The 15,959-nt window shown below is 69.5% G+C and carries 16 protein-coding genes and 1 pseudogene; 9 read left to right on the top strand and 8 right to left on the bottom strand.

All coding sequences use genetic code 11. The annotated features are described in order from the left end of the window. Position 1: 1 nt before the first annotated feature. From CT688_RS16835 to CT688_RS16850, 4 genes are all read right to left on the bottom strand, one after another. Positions 2-949, bottom strand: coding sequence for a carbohydrate ABC transporter permease (locus CT688_RS16835; RefSeq protein ID WP_197431448.1), 948 nt, complete (start codon positions 947-949; stop codon positions 2-4). Continuing rightward, entirely contained in the window at positions 946-1,935 is a 990-nt protein-coding gene (locus tag CT688_RS16840; RefSeq protein ID WP_182612238.1) for a carbohydrate ABC transporter permease, read from the bottom strand. Before CT688_RS16840 ends, CT688_RS16835 begins: the two co-directional genes overlap by 4 nt. Positions 1,936-2,052: 117 nt before the next feature. Continuing rightward, the gene (locus CT688_RS16845) at positions 2,053-3,327 is read right to left on the bottom strand and encodes an ABC transporter substrate-binding protein (protein ID WP_107757831.1); all 1,275 of its coding nucleotides are present in this window, start codon (positions 3,325-3,327) and stop codon (positions 2,053-2,055) included. Between the two features lie 250 nt (positions 3,328-3,577). Beyond that, the gene (locus tag CT688_RS16850) at positions 3,578-4,633 is read right to left on the bottom strand and encodes an ABC transporter ATP-binding protein (protein ID WP_107758297.1); all 1,056 of its coding nucleotides are present in this window, start codon (positions 4,631-4,633) and stop codon (positions 3,578-3,580) included. Positions 4,634-4,848: 215 nt separating this feature from the next. Between CT688_RS16850 and CT688_RS16855 the strand changes: the two are divergent. Next, positions 4,849-6,953 (top strand): annotated as a pseudogene (locus tag CT688_RS16855) (PhoX family phosphatase). 87 nt (positions 6,954-7,040) lie between these two features. On the opposite strand, the gene CT688_RS16860 reads toward CT688_RS16855, so the two are convergent. Beyond that, positions 7,041-7,853, bottom strand: coding sequence for an alpha/beta fold hydrolase (locus tag CT688_RS16860; RefSeq protein ID WP_107757832.1), 813 nt, complete (start codon positions 7,851-7,853; stop codon positions 7,041-7,043). 224 nt (positions 7,854-8,077) lie between these two features. Here CT688_RS16860 and CT688_RS16865 point away from each other — a divergent pair, with 224 nt between their 5' ends. From CT688_RS16865 to CT688_RS16875, 3 genes are all read left to right on the top strand, one after another. Beyond that, positions 8,078-8,506: a MarR family transcriptional regulator gene (locus tag CT688_RS16865; RefSeq protein WP_194861281.1), complete on the top strand. Its 429-nt coding sequence runs from the start codon at positions 8,078-8,080 to the stop codon at positions 8,504-8,506. A gap of 65 nt (positions 8,507-8,571) precedes the next feature. Next, complete coding sequence (locus tag CT688_RS16870; protein WP_107757834.1) at positions 8,572-9,246, top strand: SDR family oxidoreductase; 675 nt, start codon at positions 8,572-8,574, stop codon at positions 9,244-9,246. 72 nt (positions 9,247-9,318) lie between these two features. Next, entirely contained in the window at positions 9,319-10,392 is a 1,074-nt protein-coding gene (locus CT688_RS16875; RefSeq protein ID WP_107757835.1) for a 2-dehydropantoate 2-reductase, read from the top strand. A gap of 79 nt (positions 10,393-10,471) precedes the next feature. Here the strand turns inward: CT688_RS16875 and CT688_RS16880 are convergent, their stop codons facing one another. Continuing rightward, the gene (locus tag CT688_RS16880) at positions 10,472-10,753 is read right to left on the bottom strand and encodes an Lrp/AsnC family transcriptional regulator (RefSeq protein ID WP_017835202.1); all 282 of its coding nucleotides are present in this window, start codon (positions 10,751-10,753) and stop codon (positions 10,472-10,474) included. A 228-nt stretch (positions 10,754-10,981) separates the two neighbouring features. Continuing rightward, a complete protein-coding gene (locus CT688_RS16885) occupies positions 10,982-11,356 on the bottom strand; it encodes an SgcJ/EcaC family oxidoreductase (RefSeq protein WP_107758298.1) in 375 nt (124 codons plus the stop codon). Between the two features lie 176 nt (positions 11,357-11,532). Here CT688_RS16885 and CT688_RS16890 point away from each other — a divergent pair, with 176 nt between their 5' ends. Next, the gene (locus CT688_RS16890) at positions 11,533-12,966 is read left to right on the top strand and encodes a sugar porter family MFS transporter (protein WP_107757836.1); all 1,434 of its coding nucleotides are present in this window, start codon (positions 11,533-11,535) and stop codon (positions 12,964-12,966) included. A gap of 66 nt (positions 12,967-13,032) precedes the next feature. On the opposite strand, the gene CT688_RS16895 is transcribed toward CT688_RS16890, so the two are convergent. Beyond that, positions 13,033-13,650 (bottom strand): GyrI-like domain-containing protein, encoded by a 618-nt coding sequence (locus CT688_RS16895; protein ID WP_231750417.1) that lies wholly within the window; start codon positions 13,648-13,650, stop codon positions 13,033-13,035. Between the two features lie 87 nt (positions 13,651-13,737). Here CT688_RS16895 and CT688_RS16900 point away from each other — a divergent pair, with 87 nt between their 5' ends. The 4 genes from CT688_RS16900 (at position 13,738) to CT688_RS17425 (ending at position 15,950) form a co-directional block, all read left to right on the top strand. After that, a complete protein-coding gene (locus CT688_RS16900) occupies positions 13,738-13,920 on the top strand; it encodes a tetratricopeptide repeat protein (protein WP_107757837.1) in 183 nt (60 codons plus the stop codon). Beyond that, complete coding sequence (locus tag CT688_RS16905; RefSeq protein ID WP_107757838.1) at positions 13,917-14,765, top strand: MBL fold metallo-hydrolase; 849 nt, start codon at positions 13,917-13,919, stop codon at positions 14,763-14,765. The genes CT688_RS16900 and CT688_RS16905 overlap by 4 nt, the downstream gene beginning before the upstream one ends. 65 nt (positions 14,766-14,830) lie before the next feature. Further along, a complete protein-coding gene (locus CT688_RS16910; RefSeq protein ID WP_107757839.1) occupies positions 14,831-15,721 on the top strand; it encodes an alpha/beta fold hydrolase in 891 nt (296 codons plus the stop codon). Between the two features lie 34 nt (positions 15,722-15,755). Beyond that, a complete protein-coding gene (locus CT688_RS17425) occupies positions 15,756-15,950 on the top strand; it encodes a hypothetical protein (protein ID WP_156607323.1) in 195 nt (64 codons plus the stop codon). The last annotated feature ends 9 nt before the right edge of the window (positions 15,951-15,959 follow it).

The following is a 15,959-nucleotide window of genomic DNA, read 5'->3' on the forward strand; positions in this document are numbered from 1 at the left end:
GTCAGCTCTTCAGACCGCCGGCGGTGAGGCCGGAGATGATCCGTCGCTGGAAGATCAGCACCATGATCACCAGCGGGACGGTGACGAGCGCGCCCGCCGCCATGATCGCGGCGTGCGGCGGGATGTAGGGGTTGACCCCCGAGAACCGCGCGATCGCCACGGTGACCGGTTCCGTCGAGGAGTTGGACAGCTGTTGTGACAGCAGGAACTCGTTCCACGTGATGATGAACGCCAGGATGGCGGTGGTGAACAGAGCCGGCGCGGCGAGCGGCAGGATGATCTTGATGAAGGCCTGGCCGCGCGTGGCTCCGTCGACGCGAGCGGCCTCCTCCAGCTCCCACGGCAGGTCGTTGAAGAACGAGGTCAGCGTGTAGATGGTCAGCGGCAGCGCGAACGAGATGTTGGGGATGATGAGCGCCTGATAGGTGCCGATCCACCCGATGTCGGTGAACAACTGGAACAGCGGCGTGACCAGCGCGACACCGGGGAACATCGACGCGGCCAGTATGACGCCGGTGACGAGGAACTTGCCTCGGAAGTCCACCCGCGCGAGCGCGTAGGCCGTGAACACGCCGAAGAGCAACGCCAGCGCGGTGGTGATGGAGCTGATGATCACCGAGTTGATGATCGCGCCGAAGAAGTTGTTACCCGCGTCCGTCGCCAGCGCCTCGCGGAAATTGTCCAGGGTGAGGTGCGAGGGCACGGGGCTGGCGGAGAACACGAACCGGTTGTCGCGGAACGCGGTGACGAGCATCCAGTAGAACGGCGCCAGGCCCCAGATCAGGATGAGCAGGGCCCCGACATAGGTGCCGATCCTCGGCCCGAGCGGCTTGCGGGGTGGGCGCAGGTCGTCGGCGCGGTCCCGATCGTGCGCGCCTGATCGTGACGACGACGAGGTGGTCGACCGCGTGAGGGACGACGTGGACTGGTCGGGCGCTCGGTGACTCACCGGATCTCCTCCTTCTTGCCGGTGCGGTCATCGACGACGTTCGCGCCGAGGAACTTCACCATCACGAACGCCACGGCGAAGATCAGCAGGAACACCAGCGTCGATATCGCGGAGGCGCTGTTGAAGTTGCCCATCCGCATCTCGTTGACCACCAGCATGGAGACCGTCGCGGTGGGCGAGCCCGAGTTGGCCGACACGAGGATCACGGGCAGGTCGTACATGCGCAGGGCGTCCAGGGTCCGGAACAGGATCGCCACCATGAGCGCCGGCCGCACGAGCGGCAGTGTGATCCTGGTGAACTGCTGCCATCGGGAGGCGCCGTCGACCCGGGCGGCCTCGTAGACGTCCCCGGGGATCATCTGCAGCCCGGCGAGGATCAGCAGAGCCATGAAGGGCGCGGTCTTCCACACGTCCGCCACGATGATCGCCATGCGGGCGTAGAACGGGTCGGTGGTCCAGGCGATGTTGGTGCCCAGCATCGTGTTGGCGATGCCGTTGGGGGCGAAGATGAACGCCCACAGCTTGGCGGTGACCGCCGTGGGGATGGCCCACGGGACGAGGACCGCCGCGCGCAGGAGGGACCGCCCCCAGATGCTCTTGCCCATGACCACTGCCATGGCGAAGCCGAGGACCGTCTCGAGTGAGACGGTGGTGACGGTGAAGAACAGGGTGTTGCCCATCGCGGGCCAGAAGTCGACGGCCGAGACGCCGGGCGGACACGGGACGGTGCCGTCGCCGCCCCTCGCCGGGCACGCCTGGGTGAGCCAGTAGAGATAGTGCTGGAAACCCGCGAAACCGCCGTCGGAGAACATCCCCGTGGCGGGGTCGAGGCCCCGGTCGGCCCGGAAGGACAGGTACACCGCACGGACGACGGGGTAGCCGATCACCACCGCGAGGATCGCGAGGGCGGGACCCACCATCCACACCGGTCGCCAGTCGAACCTCTTCTCGACCAGTGGCGCCGGGGCCTTCTCACTCGTCGTCATCGCTGCAGCTCCTCATCGGATCGCGCCCGCCCTCACCACGACGGCCGATGGGCCCCGGGATAGTACCCCGGGGCCCATCAGCGCCGTGTCGTCATCACTGCCGTCCGGACTCTGGTGTCACTGAGCCGCTTGGTCGATCGCGGCGCTCATGTCGGTGAGTGCCTGCTCGACGCTCTTCTCGCCACGCAGTGCGGCGAAGGTGTTGTCCTGGATCGCCTTGGACACCGCCGGGTAGTACGGCGTGACCGGGCGCGGCTCGGCGTTCTCGAGCGCCGCCTTGAGGGCCGGCATGTACGGGAACTGCTGCTGCAGCGCCTCGTCGTCGTAGATCGAGGACAGGACCGGCGGGAACGACTGCTCGGCGAAGCTCATCTGGACGTCCTCCGAGATGATGTACTCGAGGAACGCCTGAGCGGTGGCCTTGTTCTCGGAGAACACGTTGATGGCGTTGTTGTAGCCACCGAGAGTCGACCGGCCCGCGCCATCCTGACCGACGATCGGCGCGACCTCGAACCGACCCTGGACCTGCGAGGTGGGATCGGACTGGCCCGACTCGTACATGTACGGCCAGTTGTACGAGTACATGGTCTCGCCGGCGAGGAAGCCTTGTGCGGTCTCCTCTTCCGTGAAGGCGTCGGTCTGCGGGGGGATCACGCCGTTCTGGTAGGCGTCGACCAGCGCGGTGAGGCCGGCGCGAGCCTGGTCGGTGTCGAGCTCCGGGGTCTGCCCGTCGTCGCCCACGACCTGGCCGCCCCAGCTGTGGATGAACTGGGTCGCGGCGACGGTGAGGCCCTCATAGAGGCTGAGCTGCGTCTGCAGGCAGTCGACGTCGGCTCCCTCGGCGGCCTCACAGGACGCGACCAGCGCGTCCCAGTCGGCGGGGGCCTCGGGCTGGAGGTCAGTGCGGTAGTACAGCAGCTGCGCGTTGGTGTTCTGCGGGATGCCGTAGAGCGTGCCGTTGTAGGTCGCCGAGTCCACGGCGGCCTCGATCAGGCCGGAGGTGTCGATCTCGGTGTCGCCCTCGATCGGCTGCAGCCACCCGTTGGCCGCGAAGTAGGCGGTGTCCGTGACGTCGAGCGCGAACACGTCGTACTCGCCGCTCTCGGTCTGGAGGGACTGCGTGAGTGTGTCGCGCTGTCCGTCCTGCTCGGCGGGGAGCTCGCGGAGGGTGACCTCCTGGTCGGGGTTCTCCGCGTTCCACTGGTCGATCACGGGACGGAGCTTGTCCGTGTCGTTGCTGCCCATCGCGAAGGTGATCGGGCCGACCCCCGAGGTGCCGGCCTCCGTCTGCTCGTCGGACTCTCCACCACCACCGTTGGTGCATGCCGCGGATACCATCGCGACCATCGATGCGGCCGCCGCCGCCTTGAGGAACCTGCCGTGAACGGCCATGCGCTCTCTCCTACTGTCGTGTCTCGCCTACCGCCGACGTGTGCCGACGGACGGGTGATCCCGGTCTCACTGTGACGCCGGTCTCTCTGAGGTCCCGCTGAGCGTAACCCACCGGGGGCCTGTACGTAGGACCACGAGCGGTCACCTCGCCGACTCACCGCCGTCCCGCCACCGTGGGGGCGACGAGACTCAGATCACAGGAGACACTTTAACAACAACATGTGTTGCGGTCGGTCACCGCGGTCGGTGGTCAGCGCAGCCGCAGACCGGTCTCCACATCGAAGAAGCGGACCTCACCGTCGAGCGCGGCCAGGAACATGGTCTCGCCCTTCCCCGGGTGGTCGCCCGACTCGGCCCGGTAGACCACCGGGTGGCCGTCCCCCGTGGAGCAGTGCAGGTAGCTGTCCGCGCCCAACTCCTCGACGAGGTCGACGGTGACTCTCAACCCGTCCCCGTCCCCGGCGATCCGCAGGTGTTCGGGCCGCACCCCCACCGTGACCGTCGCCCCGGTGCCGGCCGGGACCTGCTCGCCGAACCCCTCCAGGGCGACCCTGCCGTCGGCGACGGGGGCGTCGAAGAGGTTCATCGACGGCGATCCGATGAAACCGGCGACGAAGGCGTTGACCGGATTGTGGTAGAGCTCCCGAGGCGTGTCGACCTGCTGCAGGACACCGTCCTTGAGCACCGCCACCCGGTCCCCCATCGTCATGGCCTCGACCTGGTCGTGGGTCACGTAGATCATGGTGGTGCGCAGGTCACGCTGCAGTTTGGCGATCTGGGCGCGGGTGGCCACCCGGAGCTTGGCGTCCAGGTTCGACAGCGGCTCGTCCATCAGGAACACCTGCGGGTTGCGCACGATCGCCCGGCCCATGGCGACGCGTTGACGCTGTCCGCCGGAGAGCTCCTTGGGCTTCCGGTCGAGGTAGGCCGTGAGATCGAGCATCTCGGCGGCGCGGTCCACCCGCTCGGCGATCTCCTTCTTGGACGCCTTGGCCAGCTTGAGCGCGAAACCCATGTTCTCGCGCACCGTGTAGTGCGGGTAGAGCGCATAGTTCTGGAACACCATCGCGATGTCCCGGTCCTTGGGCTCCATCCCGGTCACGTCCTTGTCGCCGATGAGGATGCGACCGGCCGAGACGTCCTCCAACCCGGCGAGCGCACGGAGGGTGGTGGACTTGCCGCAACCGGACGGGCCGACCAGGACCAGGAACTCGCCGTCGGCGATCTCCAGATCGAGCCGGTCCACACTGCGCCGTGCGGCGCCCGGATAGACGATGGACACGTTCTCGAAGGTCACCGAAGCCATGGCGAGCACTTTCCCTTCACCGGCAGGAACGTGCCGGACGATCCGAGTAGAGGGTTGACACGACGACTGTAGCGCCACGACACCGGAGTTCACCGGCACTGCGCCCATAGTTCATCCGCACGTGTCCTCACCACGCCCGTGCCGTCGCCCGCCCTCCCTAGGGTCACACCGTCCTCGTGCGCCCGTGCGCACCCACACGTCCTCAGGGAGAACCGTTGTCAGTCCGCCGCCCGCTTCCGATCGCCACGCCCGGCATCTCCAGCCGCCAGCACCTGACCTGCCTGTACAGGTGCGGCGACCAGTGCGCGTCACCCGCCCCCAACGCCAGCGGGAATCCGTACTTCGGCGACGTCGCCGCCGAGATCAGCCGCCGTGGGGCCCTCAAGGCGGCCGGCGTGGTCGCGCTCGCCGTGGGGGCCACGCAGGTTCTGCCGACCACCGCCGCCGCGCAGGGCTCCCTCGGCACCGGGTCGGCGGGCGCTCTCGGATCGGCCGGCGGGGGCACACTCGACACCGGCTTCGTCCCCGTGGCGCCCAACACCGCCGACGCCGTCACGGTGCCGGCCGGGCACTCCAGCGACGTGGTGATCCGGTGGGGAGATCCGGTGATCCCCGGAGGCCCCGCCTTCGACTTCGAGAACCAGTCGGCCGCCGCGCAGGCGGTGCAGTACGGCTTCAACTGCGACCTGGCGGTCCTGTTCCCCATGGACGACCGTGACGAGAGGTTCCTGCTCACGGTCAACCACGAGTACACGACCGAACCCATGATGTTCCGCGGATACGACTCCGCGGCCCCACCCGGGAGCAGGTCGAGATCGCCTGGGCCGCACACGGCCTGACGGTGGTGGAACTCGCCAGCCGACGGTACGACGGCGGGCTCGATCCCGTGATGGGCTCGTACAACCGCCGCATCACCGCGACGACGCCATTCGAGTTGCGTGGCCCCGCCGTCGGCCCGCTGACCCGGACCACCGCCGACCCCACCGGGACCCGCGTGCTGGGCACCCTCAACAACTGCGCCGGCGGCCACACCCCCTGGGGGACGGTCCTGTCCGGCGAGGAGAACTTCAACCAGTACTTCGGCACCACCGGCTCCGTCACCGACCCGGCGCGGGTGGAGGCCCTCCGGCGCTACGGGGTGTCGGTCGGCGAGTCCGGGCGCAAGTGGGAACGCTTCGACAGCCGCTTCGACCTGGCGGTCGAACCCAACGAGGTCAACCGCTTCGGCTACGTCGTCGAGGTCGACCCGTGGAACCCGGATTCCACGCCCGTCAAGCACTCGGCGCTCGGCCGGTTCAAGCACGAGGGCGGGACGGTCCACGTGACGGCGGACGGCACCGTCGTCATCTATTCCGGCGACGACGAGCGATTCGACTACCTGTACAAGTTCATCTCCAGCCGGACGATGGTGCCGGGGCGGACCCCGGCGGCCCGGGAACAGAACATGAGGATCCTCGACGAGGGGACCCTCTACGTGGCCACCTTCACCGGCAACTCCCCGGAGTCCGAGATCGACGGGACGGGCGCCCTCCCCTCGGACGGCGCATTCGACGGTACGGGTGCCTGGATCCCGCTCCTGACCGTCGACTCCGCCGGCAACGCCGTCTCCCACGTCCCCGGCATGAGCGCCGAGGAGGTCGCCGTGTACACACGCATGGCGGGAGACGCGGTCGGCGCCACCAAGATGGACCGCCCGGAGGACGTCGAGCCCAGCCCCTCGACCGGCAAGGTCTACCTGGCCCTGACCAACAACACCCGCCGCACCGTCGGCCAGGTCGACGAGGCCAACCCCAGGCACGACAACAAGCACGGTCAGGTCGTCGAGATCACCGACGACCACGCCGGTACGACCTTCGGCTGGAACCTGCTCCTGGTCTGCGGCGACCCCGCGACCGCCGACACCTACTTCGGCGGCTTCGACAAGTCCAAGGTCAGCCCGATCTCCTGCCCGGACAACGTGGCCTTCGACCCCGCCGGTGGGCTGTGGGTGTCGACCGACGGCAACGCGCTCGGATTCAACGACGGGCTCTACTCGGTGGCCACCGAGGGACCGAACCGGGGCGAGACCAAGTTGTTCCTCACCGTTCCCGTGGGTGCGGAGACCTGCGGTCCGCTCGTCTTCTCCGATCGGGCGATCGTCAACGTCCAGCACCCCGGGGAGAAGGACGGGGCCTCGATCGAGAACCCCGCCTCCCACTGGCCGGACGGCGGCACCAGCCAGCCGCGGCCGTCGACGGTCGTGGCGTGGAAGGACGGGTTCACCGGCGGGACGGGATCACTCTCAGGGGGCTCCCTGCCGGCGGGATCGCTCGGTTCCTGAGCGACCGTGTGCGGGGTCGGTGCGGCCCGCGGTCGGCACGGGGTCGGCCCCGACGCGCAGCCCGCCGGCCGGCCGGGGGCCGACCGGTCAGACCCGACCCGCCGACCCCGCATGCGCCAGCCCGCGCTCGACCGTCGCGGCGATCGACGCGGCGACGCCCTCCGGATCGTCCGACATCGGAACGTGTCCGTCCGCCGAGATCTCCACTCTGGCCTGGGGGAACAGCCTCGACGCCAGGGAGACCTGACGGACCGGGAGAACCAGGTCGAACCGGCCCCACCGGATGGTGATCGGAAGCTCCTCGTCGACCGGCGCGGAGAACACGAAGGTGCCGCGGTCCGCGCGGTCCAGCACCGTGTTGCTGACGATCGCCTCCCCGTCGATCGCCGCCGCCTCCGCCGGATACCGCCACGGCCGGGCGCAGAACGCCGCCATCATCACCGCACGGCCCGCGGCCCGCTCGGTCACGACGGGGATGTGCCGTCCCAGCTTCGCGGCTCCCCGGCGCAGACTCCGGAAGACGGTGATCGTGTACCGCCACTCGGCCTCGGAGCGGAAGAAGCCGGCCGGGGAGAGCGCGGTGACACTGTCCACCAGGCCGCGGGCACCCAACTCGAGCGCGATGAATCCGCCGAGCGAGTTCCCGGCGACGTGGGGGCGCTCCCCGGCGGGCACGAGCTGGGCGATGAGTTCTGTCAGTTGGTCGATCATGTACTCGAGCGCGTCACCTGCCTCGGGCAGATCCGCTGACCTCCCGTGCCCGGGCAGGTCCACCACGACCACTCGGTACCGGTCCGCGAGCAGCGGAACGACCGGGTCCCACGCGTGCGCACGGTGGCAGACACCGTGCATGAGGATGATCGTCGGTCCGGAACCGGTCACCTGGTGATACAAATCCATGCCGGCAGTATCCCTCACAGCGGTAGATGACGCCCCACGACCGCTCGTGATCGTGCTTACATCTCCCATGCGACCGAGGGGACCAACTGGTCAGGGGGCACGACGTGGACACTGTGGCAGGCGAAGTGACGGCGAGGCATCCGGCGCCGCGGGGGCCGGCGCGGTCCGGGGCGGCGAGGGGGCAGACGCCGTCCGCGGCGGCGAGGGGGCCGGCGACCGCAGGGTTGGCGACGCAGTTCCGACCCATCCTCCTCCGACTGGACCTGCTGGTACGGCGGCAGAACACCCAGTACGCGCTGAGCCGCGCACAGACCTCCATCCTCTACACGCTCGCCAGCCACGGACGGTTGCGGATGAGCGACCTCGCCCGGTTGGAGAACGTCAGGGTCCCCACCACCAGTAATTCGGTGAACGTGGTGGAGGGTATGGGCTACGTGGAGCGCGTGCGGGACGAGTCCGACGGCCGTGGCGTCTGCGTGCAACTCACCGACCTCGGACGGGCACGGATCGACCAGGTGCTCGAGGAGCGCGACCAGGACTTCGCCGCCCACCTGTCGCTCTTGTCCTCGGAACACCGGGAGTCGCTGTCCGCGGCGGTTCCCGCCCTCAACGCGCTGCTCGACGCCATCGACAGCACCGGAACCGTGCACTGAACCACCCGTCGTCGACTCCATCGGGATCTCCCACCGGGCCGGTCGGGCGTCTACCCTCACCGGGCATGGGCACAGTCATGATCACCGGCGCCTCCCGTGGGATCGGCGCGGCCACGGCCAGGGCGCTCGACGCCGATCACGAGCTGATCCTGGTGGGCCGCGACGCCGACGCCCTGGCTTCCGTGGCACGCACCTGCCGGTCCGCCCGGGTGGTGACCGCGGACCTGACGACGCCCGAGGGCGTCTCGGCGGTGGCGGACGGCGTCGCCACTCTCGACGGGGTGATCCACTGTGCCGGGGTGGCCGAACTGGGGCGGATCGACGAGACCGATGCCGCCCAGTGGCGTCGCGCGTTCGAGATCAACGTCCTCGCCGTGGTCGAGCTCACCAGGGTGTTGCTCCCAGTCCTCCGCGCGGTCCGCGGCCACGTCGTCGTCATCAACTCCGGCGCGGGGACCACCGCCAAGCCGGGCTGGGGCTCCTACAGCGCCTCGAAGTTCGCACTCCGTGCCGTCACCGACACGCTCCGCGGCGAGGAGCCGGCCCTCCGTGTCACCTCGATCCATCCCGGCCGGGTGGACACGGACATGCAGAGGGCGATCGTCGCCGCCGAGGGCGGGGCGTACGATCCGTCGGACCACCTCACACCGGACTCCGTGGCGACCGCGGTGCGTCACGCGCTCGATTCGACACCCGACGCCCACCCGACCGAAATAGTGGTTCGACCTCGACGTCACTGAGATCCCCTCGACCCGGTGGGGCCACGTGCGATCCCTCGCCGGACCGGCGCGAATGTCGTATCGTCCAGCACCATGGTCGGCTCCGACACCCCCTTGCGCATCACCGTCGTCGGTGCCGGCGTCGTCGGGTGTTACCTGGGCGGCAGACTCGCGCGCCACGCGGACGTGACCCTGGTCGGGCGTCCTCATGTCCTCGACCCGATCCGTGCGAGCGGACTCACCGTGGAGTCCGGGAAAGGCGTGGACGACCGCATCCACGTGCCGTCCGAGGCGCTCACGCTCGCCGAGACGCCGGAATCCGTCCGCCGCTCTGACGTGGTCCTCGTGTGCACCAAGGCGGGTTCCTCCGCGGCCGCCACCGCCGAATTCGTGCCGTTCCTGCGTCCCGGAACCCTGGTGGTGGGCTTACAGAACGGCCTGCACTCGGCCGATTCCATCCGCGACGGCGTCGGCTCGAACCCCGTGATCGCCGGGGTCATCCCCTTCAACGTGGCCCGCACCGGGCCCGCCACCTACCGGCGGACCAGCACCGGTGAGATCCGGATCGCCGAACACCCCCTCGCCGCCCCGCTCCTCCGGGTGATGGAGGAGGCCGAACTCCAGGTGCGGGCGACCGACGACATCCAGGCGGTGCTCCACGGCAAGGTCCTGTTGAATCTCAACAACGCGGTCCAGGCGTTGTCCGGACTTCCTCTGCGGGACGAACTCGTCGATCGTGACCTGCGCAGATGCGTCGCGCTCTGCCAGCGTGAGGCGATCCGGGTCTTCACCGCGGCCGGGGTGGTGCCCCGGGTACCCATCGCCGTGCCGGCCGGCATGCTTCCGTTCGTCATGCGGCTGCCGACGCCGGTGTTCCGCACACTCGCCAGGACGATCATGCGGGTCGATGCGGACGGGACGTCGTCGATGAACGATGACCTGGTCCGCGGACGGCCGACCGAGATCGACATCCTCCAGGGAGAGGTCGTCCGGATGGGCCGGCGGCTCGGGGTCGCGACGCCCGCGTGCGCTCACATGGTCGAGTTGGTTCACGAGGCCGAGCGGGCAGGACCCGACCGACTCCGGTGGACGGGCGCGGCGCTGCTCGCGGAGTTGCAGCGGGCGCGGCGACGGGCACGACGGCTCGCGCGGATGCAGTTCAGATAGTCGAACCGACCCACCTGTCGACCGCCGCATGTATTCGGATGACAGGTGGCGAGACGGCAGACGGTCGGACGACAGAGGGCTACTCGTCGTACCCCAGGGAGAATGCCGCCTCGAGGTCGTGCTTGGACAGCGCGCGGAAGGCGATGTGCGTCTCGGTGTCCACCACACCGGGGACCTTGTTGAGGCGGTCGGAGACGATGTCGGCCACGTCCTCGTTACGGCGGGCCCGCACCAGCACGATGAGGTCGATGGTGCCCGTGACCGAGTACACCTCGGAGACGCCGTCGATCTCGGCGATCTCTTCGGCGACCTCGGGGATGCGCGCCGTCTCGGCGTGGACGAAGACGATGGCGGTGATCATGTCAACCAAGGCTAGTCCAGCTGACGCCGCCCCGCGGCCAGCGTCTCGCGTCCTGTGCCATGGGCTGATCGGGCGCGTTCTGTGAATCCCCGTCGCGTTCTCGGCGACCCGCTCTCGGGCGATACGTCACAGGACTCGCCGGATCGAGCAGACGACGCGCGCCAGCCAGCCCGCGCTGCCGGGACGCACAGTCCAAGCCGGCCGGCCCGAGCCCGAGCCCGCCTCGGCTCAGCGCATGTTCTCCGGGGTCCAGTAGGCGCGCATCGAGGCGACCTTGCCCTGCTCGTCGTGGGTCATCAGGTCCCAGACGTTGATCGTGGCGCTGGAGTTCTCGTCGAAGTGCGTGGTGATCTCGAAGTTGAACAGCAGGTCGTCCCCGCACACCCGCGCCTCGAGCACCTCGCCCTCGATCTTCAGGGCCACCACGGACGAGTAGAACTCGCGGATGGCCGCCTTGCCCTCGTGCACCGTGCCGTTGCCGACCGGGTCCTCGACCGTGGCGTTCTCCGCGTAGAGGTCGAGAACAGCCTCGAGGTCGCCCGCGACCAGCGCGGCGATGTAGGAGTCTGCGGTGGCACGGATCTGCTCAGGGGAAGCACTCACGGCGGTGGCCTTTCGGTGAGACGTCGAGTCCACTCGAGCCTAGAACGTGTTCTCGTCACGAGGATCGGTACGGGGTAGCGAATGAAAATAATGTGACTTGCGCCACACCCGCCACGGGCCTACGCTCCGTTCACCAGAGAGCAGGACGTCCATCCGGCCCGGGAACGGGGTACGCCATGTCCACACCGAACGTCTCGGCCAAGAGCTCGGACGAGGAGTCCTTCCACACCGGGCGGGTGGTGATCATCTCCCTGGTCGCAGCGCTCGGCGGGTTCCTGTTCGGATTCGACACCGCGGTCATCAACGGGGCGGTGGACGCCGTCCAGGAGTCGTTCGGGATGAACGCCGGGCTCACCGGGTTCGTGGTCTCCTCGGCGCTGCTCGGATGCATCGCCGGTGCGTACCTCGCGGGCCGCCTCGCCGACCGCTGGGGACGTACCCGCGTCATGGTCCTGGCGTCGGCGTTGTTCACCGCGAGCGCACTCGGGTCCGGACTCGCATTCGGCCCGTGGGATCTCATCATCTGGCGCGTGGTCGGCGGGCTGGGCGTCGGCGCCGCCTCGGTCATCGCTCCGGCCTACATCGCGGAGGTGGCCCCGCCCTCGATCCGCGGTCGCCTCGGTTCCCTCCAACAGCTCGCGATCGTCTCCGGCATCTTCGTGGCCCTGCTCTCCGACGCCTGGCTGGCGTCCGTGGCCGGCGGCGCGATCGAGGAGCTCTGGATGGGTATCCAGGCCTGGCGCTGGATGTTCCTCACCGAGCTGGTGCCCGCCGTCACCTACGGGGTGCTGGCACTCATGATCCCCGAGTCCCCCCGCTATCTGCTGGCCAAGGGGCTGGTCAGCGAGGCGAGAGACGTGCTGCGCACCATCCAGTCGAGCGGCGTCGACAACCGGATCACAGAGATCCGCGCAACGGTTCGCCAGGAGAGGAAGCGGTCCTGGCAGGACATGCTCACCCCGGGTGGCCGGAACCTCCTGCCGATCGTGTGGATCGGCGTCATCCTGTCGGTCTTCCAGCAGGCCGTCGGCATCAACGTGATCTTCTACTACTCCACCTCTCTGTGGCAGTCGGTCGGCTTCACCGAGGCGGACGCGCTCACCCAGACCGCGATCACCTCGGTCACCAACATCGTGGTGACGATCGTGGCCATCGCGCTGATCGACAAGATCGGCCGTCGCAAGCTGCTCATGACGGGATCGGTGGGCATGACCGTCTCGCTCGCGGTGATGGCCGCGATGTTCAGCACCGCCACGATGGGCCCGGGGGCCGACGGCGAACTCGCACCCCAACTCGGCGACACCCAGGGGCTCGTCGCGCTGATCGCCGCCAACGGCTTCGTCGTGTTCTTCGGTATGTCGTGGGGCCCGGCGGTGTGGGTGCTGCTCGGCGAGATGTTCAACAACCGCATCCGCACGGCGGCGCTCGGTCTGGCCGCCGCCGCCCAATGGTTGGCGAACTTCGCGGTCTCCACGGCGTTCCCGCCGATGGCCGAGTTCAGCCTCACGTTCACCTACGGCTTCTACGCGGTGTCTGCGCTGCTGTCGTTGCTGTTCGTGGCCAGGTTCATCCCCGAGACCACCGGCCGCTCGCTCGAGGACATGGAGTAACCGGGCCTGTCCCCGCCTCCGAACGGGCGGGTCGGATGACCCGGTCCGGGCGGGCAACCGGGGGTGTCAGGCCGCGTCGTCGGGCGTCCGGACCGGGCAGAACAGGTCGGTGCGCAGAGTCGCGGGATCGATGTCCGGCGAGGGCTCGGTGACGTACGACTCCCAGAAAGGTGTCGCCGGGGCCCGCCCCAGGGAGCCGATCTCACCCATGAACTCCTGCCACGCCTCACCCAGCCCGTCGTAGGAGCCGAGGTGACTCGTCGCGGCGACCTCGCCGGCCGGGAGTTCGGATGCCACGACGCGCATCGCACCCTCCTCCGGCTCGCCGGCGTGCTGGTCGGGCAGCGGTTCGGCCAGCGGGAACCCGACCTCCAGATCGGCGTGGGGTTCCGGCTCCTCGGCAATCCTCGTGTACAGGGCGAACGCCGCGCCAGCCGGCCTCACGTCCGCGGCGAACAGCGCGGGGAACGCCGTGTCGAAGAACTGAGCGATGGTGGCCATGGGCACGGCCGTCGCCCGGACCACCGCCGTGGGGACCGCGGGCGCGCTGATCAGGCGGACGCCGTCCACGGGTTCCGGACCGAGGTCGGGGTAGCCGCGGGGCGGATCGTGCGGCTGGTCGCGAGGCGGGATCGGGGACGACGACATCATGAGTCCTCCTCTGGCGTCGGTGTTGCTGCACATTGTGCTCCTGCCCCCGGAGCCAGGGACGGGTTTCCGTCGGGGGCACGCCGGATGCACCGTCGCGGCCCTGCGGGGACACTGGGAGGCATGTCGACATTCCGCCTCCGCACTCCGGACCGCACCCTCGATCTGGGCGAGTTCGACAACGCCCAGGAGGCGCTCGAGCACGCCGTGACGCTCCAGCCCGACGCCCGTCCGGTCAACGGCGACCTCGAGGTGCTGGTCGGCGAGGAATGGCATTCCGTGGCCACGGAGGGCGACATCTCATGACGCCCCTCGCGGTGGGGTCCGTCACCCAGTGCGCCACCTGCGGGGCCGAGCGCGCCGAACCCCTGCCTGCGGTGTGTCCGATCTGTGCCGATGATCGGCAGTACGTCCCGGCCGGCGGCCAACGCTGGACCCACCCCGGGGAGTCCACGGCGCGTGGCGCGCGGATCGAGTTCACCGAGCGCGAGCCGGATGTGATCAATCTGGTCCACCGGGACTGTCCCGGTATCGGGCAGAAGCCGGCGCTCATCCGCACGGACCACGGGAACGTGATGGTGGAGGCACCGAACCACATCACCGAGGAGGCTGTCGCCGCGGTACGCGGGTGGGGTGGGGTCTCCGCCATCATCGCCTCCCACCCGCACATGTACGGGGTCCAGTCCCTGTGGTCCGCGGCGTTCGACGACGCCCCCGTCTACGTCTCCGCCCCGGACGAACACTGGCTGGGTCTGCGGCCCCGGAACACCGTGGTCTGGGGCGGCGGCCACGAGGGCGACGAGATCGAGATCCTGCCCGGTGTCCGCGCCTCGCAACCCGGCGGCCACTTCCCGGGCAGCGCGGTGGTCCACTGGACGGCGCGCGACGGCCGGGGGGTGCTGTTCACCGGCGACACCATCGGCACCGTCGCCGACCCCCGCTGGGTCACGTTCATGCGCTCGTTCCCCAATTGGATGCCCCTGTCCGGGGCGGTGGTCCGGCGCATCGCCGACCACGTCTCGCGCTACGACTTCGACCGGATCTACGCGAACTTCGGCGGCTGCGTCCCCCACGAAGCCGACGACGCCGTACAGCGCTCGGCCGAGCGCTACGCCGAGTGGGTCGACGGCGAGCACGACCACCTCACGTAAAGGGCCGGTGCGGGATACGCCGGGATCCGCGTCGGGAGGCCCGGCGGGTCATAAGGTGGGCACCCATGGAGGAGCACAGAATCATCCGGCTCGCGGGTCGCCACGTCGATTTTGTCGCACTGTCCTGGGGTCCCGAGAACGCTCCCCTCGCGGTGCTGCTGCACGGGTACCCCGATTCGCCCCATTCGTGGCGGGAGGTGGCCCCGGGTCTCGTCGAGGCGGGCTACCGGGTGGTCGCCCCGTTCACCAGGGGTTACGCGCCCTCCGGCGTGCCCACCGACGGGTCTTACCACATCGGCAGTCTGGCGCACGACGCGATCGAGCTGCACGCGTTGCTCGGTGGTGACGACCGGGCGGTCCTCGTCGGTCACGACTGGGGCGCGCTCGCCGCTCACGCCGTCGCCGGGCTCGTGGACCAGCCCTACCGCCGCATCGTGACCATGGCCGTACCCCCGCCGGCCGCGTTCATGTCGCGGGACGGTGGCACCCTCGCCTCCGTCTCCAGGTTGCTCAGGCAGGCGAGGATGAGCTGGTACATCGCGTTCCAGCAGCTGCCGGTGCTCGCGGAACGGTCACTGCCCACCGTGGTCCCCCTCCTGTGGCGCCGGTGGTCGCCCGGTCTCGAGGCCGGCCCCCACCTCGACGCGGCGTGGTCGGCGATCGAGACCCGGCGCACCGAGGTCCTCCGCTACTACCGCCACGCGGCCCGTCCGTGGACGGTGCCCACCCAGCAGGCCGCCGCCCAGCGAGCGATGCTGCGCCCGACCACGGTCCCGATGCTCTACCTGCACGGACGTGACGACGGGTGCATGCTCGCGGAGTGGACCACGTTCGCGGCGTCCGTTCTCCCGGACGGGAGCAGAGTGGAGACCGTGCCGGACGCCGGCCACTTCCTCCAGGTGGAGCGCCCCGACCTGGTCACGCGACTGATCGTGGATTTCCTCGGCGCGCGGTGACGTGGTAGTCGTCGACGGTGGGTGCGGCGCCCCGGTGACTAAGGTCTCTGACGTGGGGTTCCACCTGGCGGGCCTGGGCGTGAGCGTCGCCGTGCTCGCGCCCGGTGTGCGGCTGTGGCGCTTCCCGCCACGGGATCCGGTGCCCACGACGCAGGCGCCGGCACCGGCGCGGTGGGCCGAACGCGCAGGTCAGGCCGCCCTGGCGCGCGCAGTGAGGGACACGGCGTGAGGAGGGCGG

Origin of the sequence: Dietzia sp. JS16-p6b (genome assembly GCF_003052165.1) — a bacterium.
Taxonomy (GTDB): domain Bacteria; phylum Actinomycetota; class Actinomycetes; order Mycobacteriales; family Mycobacteriaceae; genus Dietzia.

Bases quoted from the DNA above. Each gene is read 5' to 3' on its own strand.
- CT688_RS16840 (WP_182612238.1), bottom strand. From the start codon at position 1,935: ATGACGACGAGTGAGAAGGCCCCGGCGCCACTGGTCGAGAAGAGGTTC.
- CT688_RS16845 (WP_107757831.1), bottom strand. From the start codon at position 3,327: ATGGCCGTTCACGGCAGGTTCCTCAAGGCGGCGGCGGCCGCATCGATG.
- CT688_RS16850 (WP_107758297.1), bottom strand. From the start codon at position 4,633: ATGGCTTCGGTGACCTTCGAGAACGTGTCCATCGTCTATCCGGGCGCC.
- CT688_RS16860 (WP_107757832.1), bottom strand. From the start codon at position 7,853: ATGGATTTGTATCACCAGGTGACCGGTTCCGGACCGACGATCATCCTC.
- CT688_RS16870 (WP_107757834.1), top strand. From the start codon at position 8,572: ATGGGCACAGTCATGATCACCGGCGCCTCCCGTGGGATCGGCGCGGCC.
- CT688_RS16875 (WP_107757835.1), top strand. From the start codon at position 9,319: ATGGTCGGCTCCGACACCCCCTTGCGCATCACCGTCGTCGGTGCCGGC.
- CT688_RS16880 (WP_017835202.1), bottom strand. From the start codon at position 10,753: ATGATCACCGCCATCGTCTTCGTCCACGCCGAGACGGCGCGCATCCCC.
- CT688_RS16890 (WP_107757836.1), top strand. From the start codon at position 11,533: ATGTCCACACCGAACGTCTCGGCCAAGAGCTCGGACGAGGAGTCCTTC.
- CT688_RS16895 (WP_231750417.1), bottom strand. From the start codon at position 13,650: ATGTGCAGCAACACCGACGCCAGAGGAGGACTCATGATGTCGTCGTCC.
- CT688_RS16900 (WP_107757837.1), top strand. From the start codon at position 13,738: ATGTCGACATTCCGCCTCCGCACTCCGGACCGCACCCTCGATCTGGGC.
- CT688_RS16905 (WP_107757838.1), top strand. From the start codon at position 13,917: ATGACGCCCCTCGCGGTGGGGTCCGTCACCCAGTGCGCCACCTGCGGG.
- CT688_RS16910 (WP_107757839.1), top strand. From the start codon at position 14,831: ATGGAGGAGCACAGAATCATCCGGCTCGCGGGTCGCCACGTCGATTTT.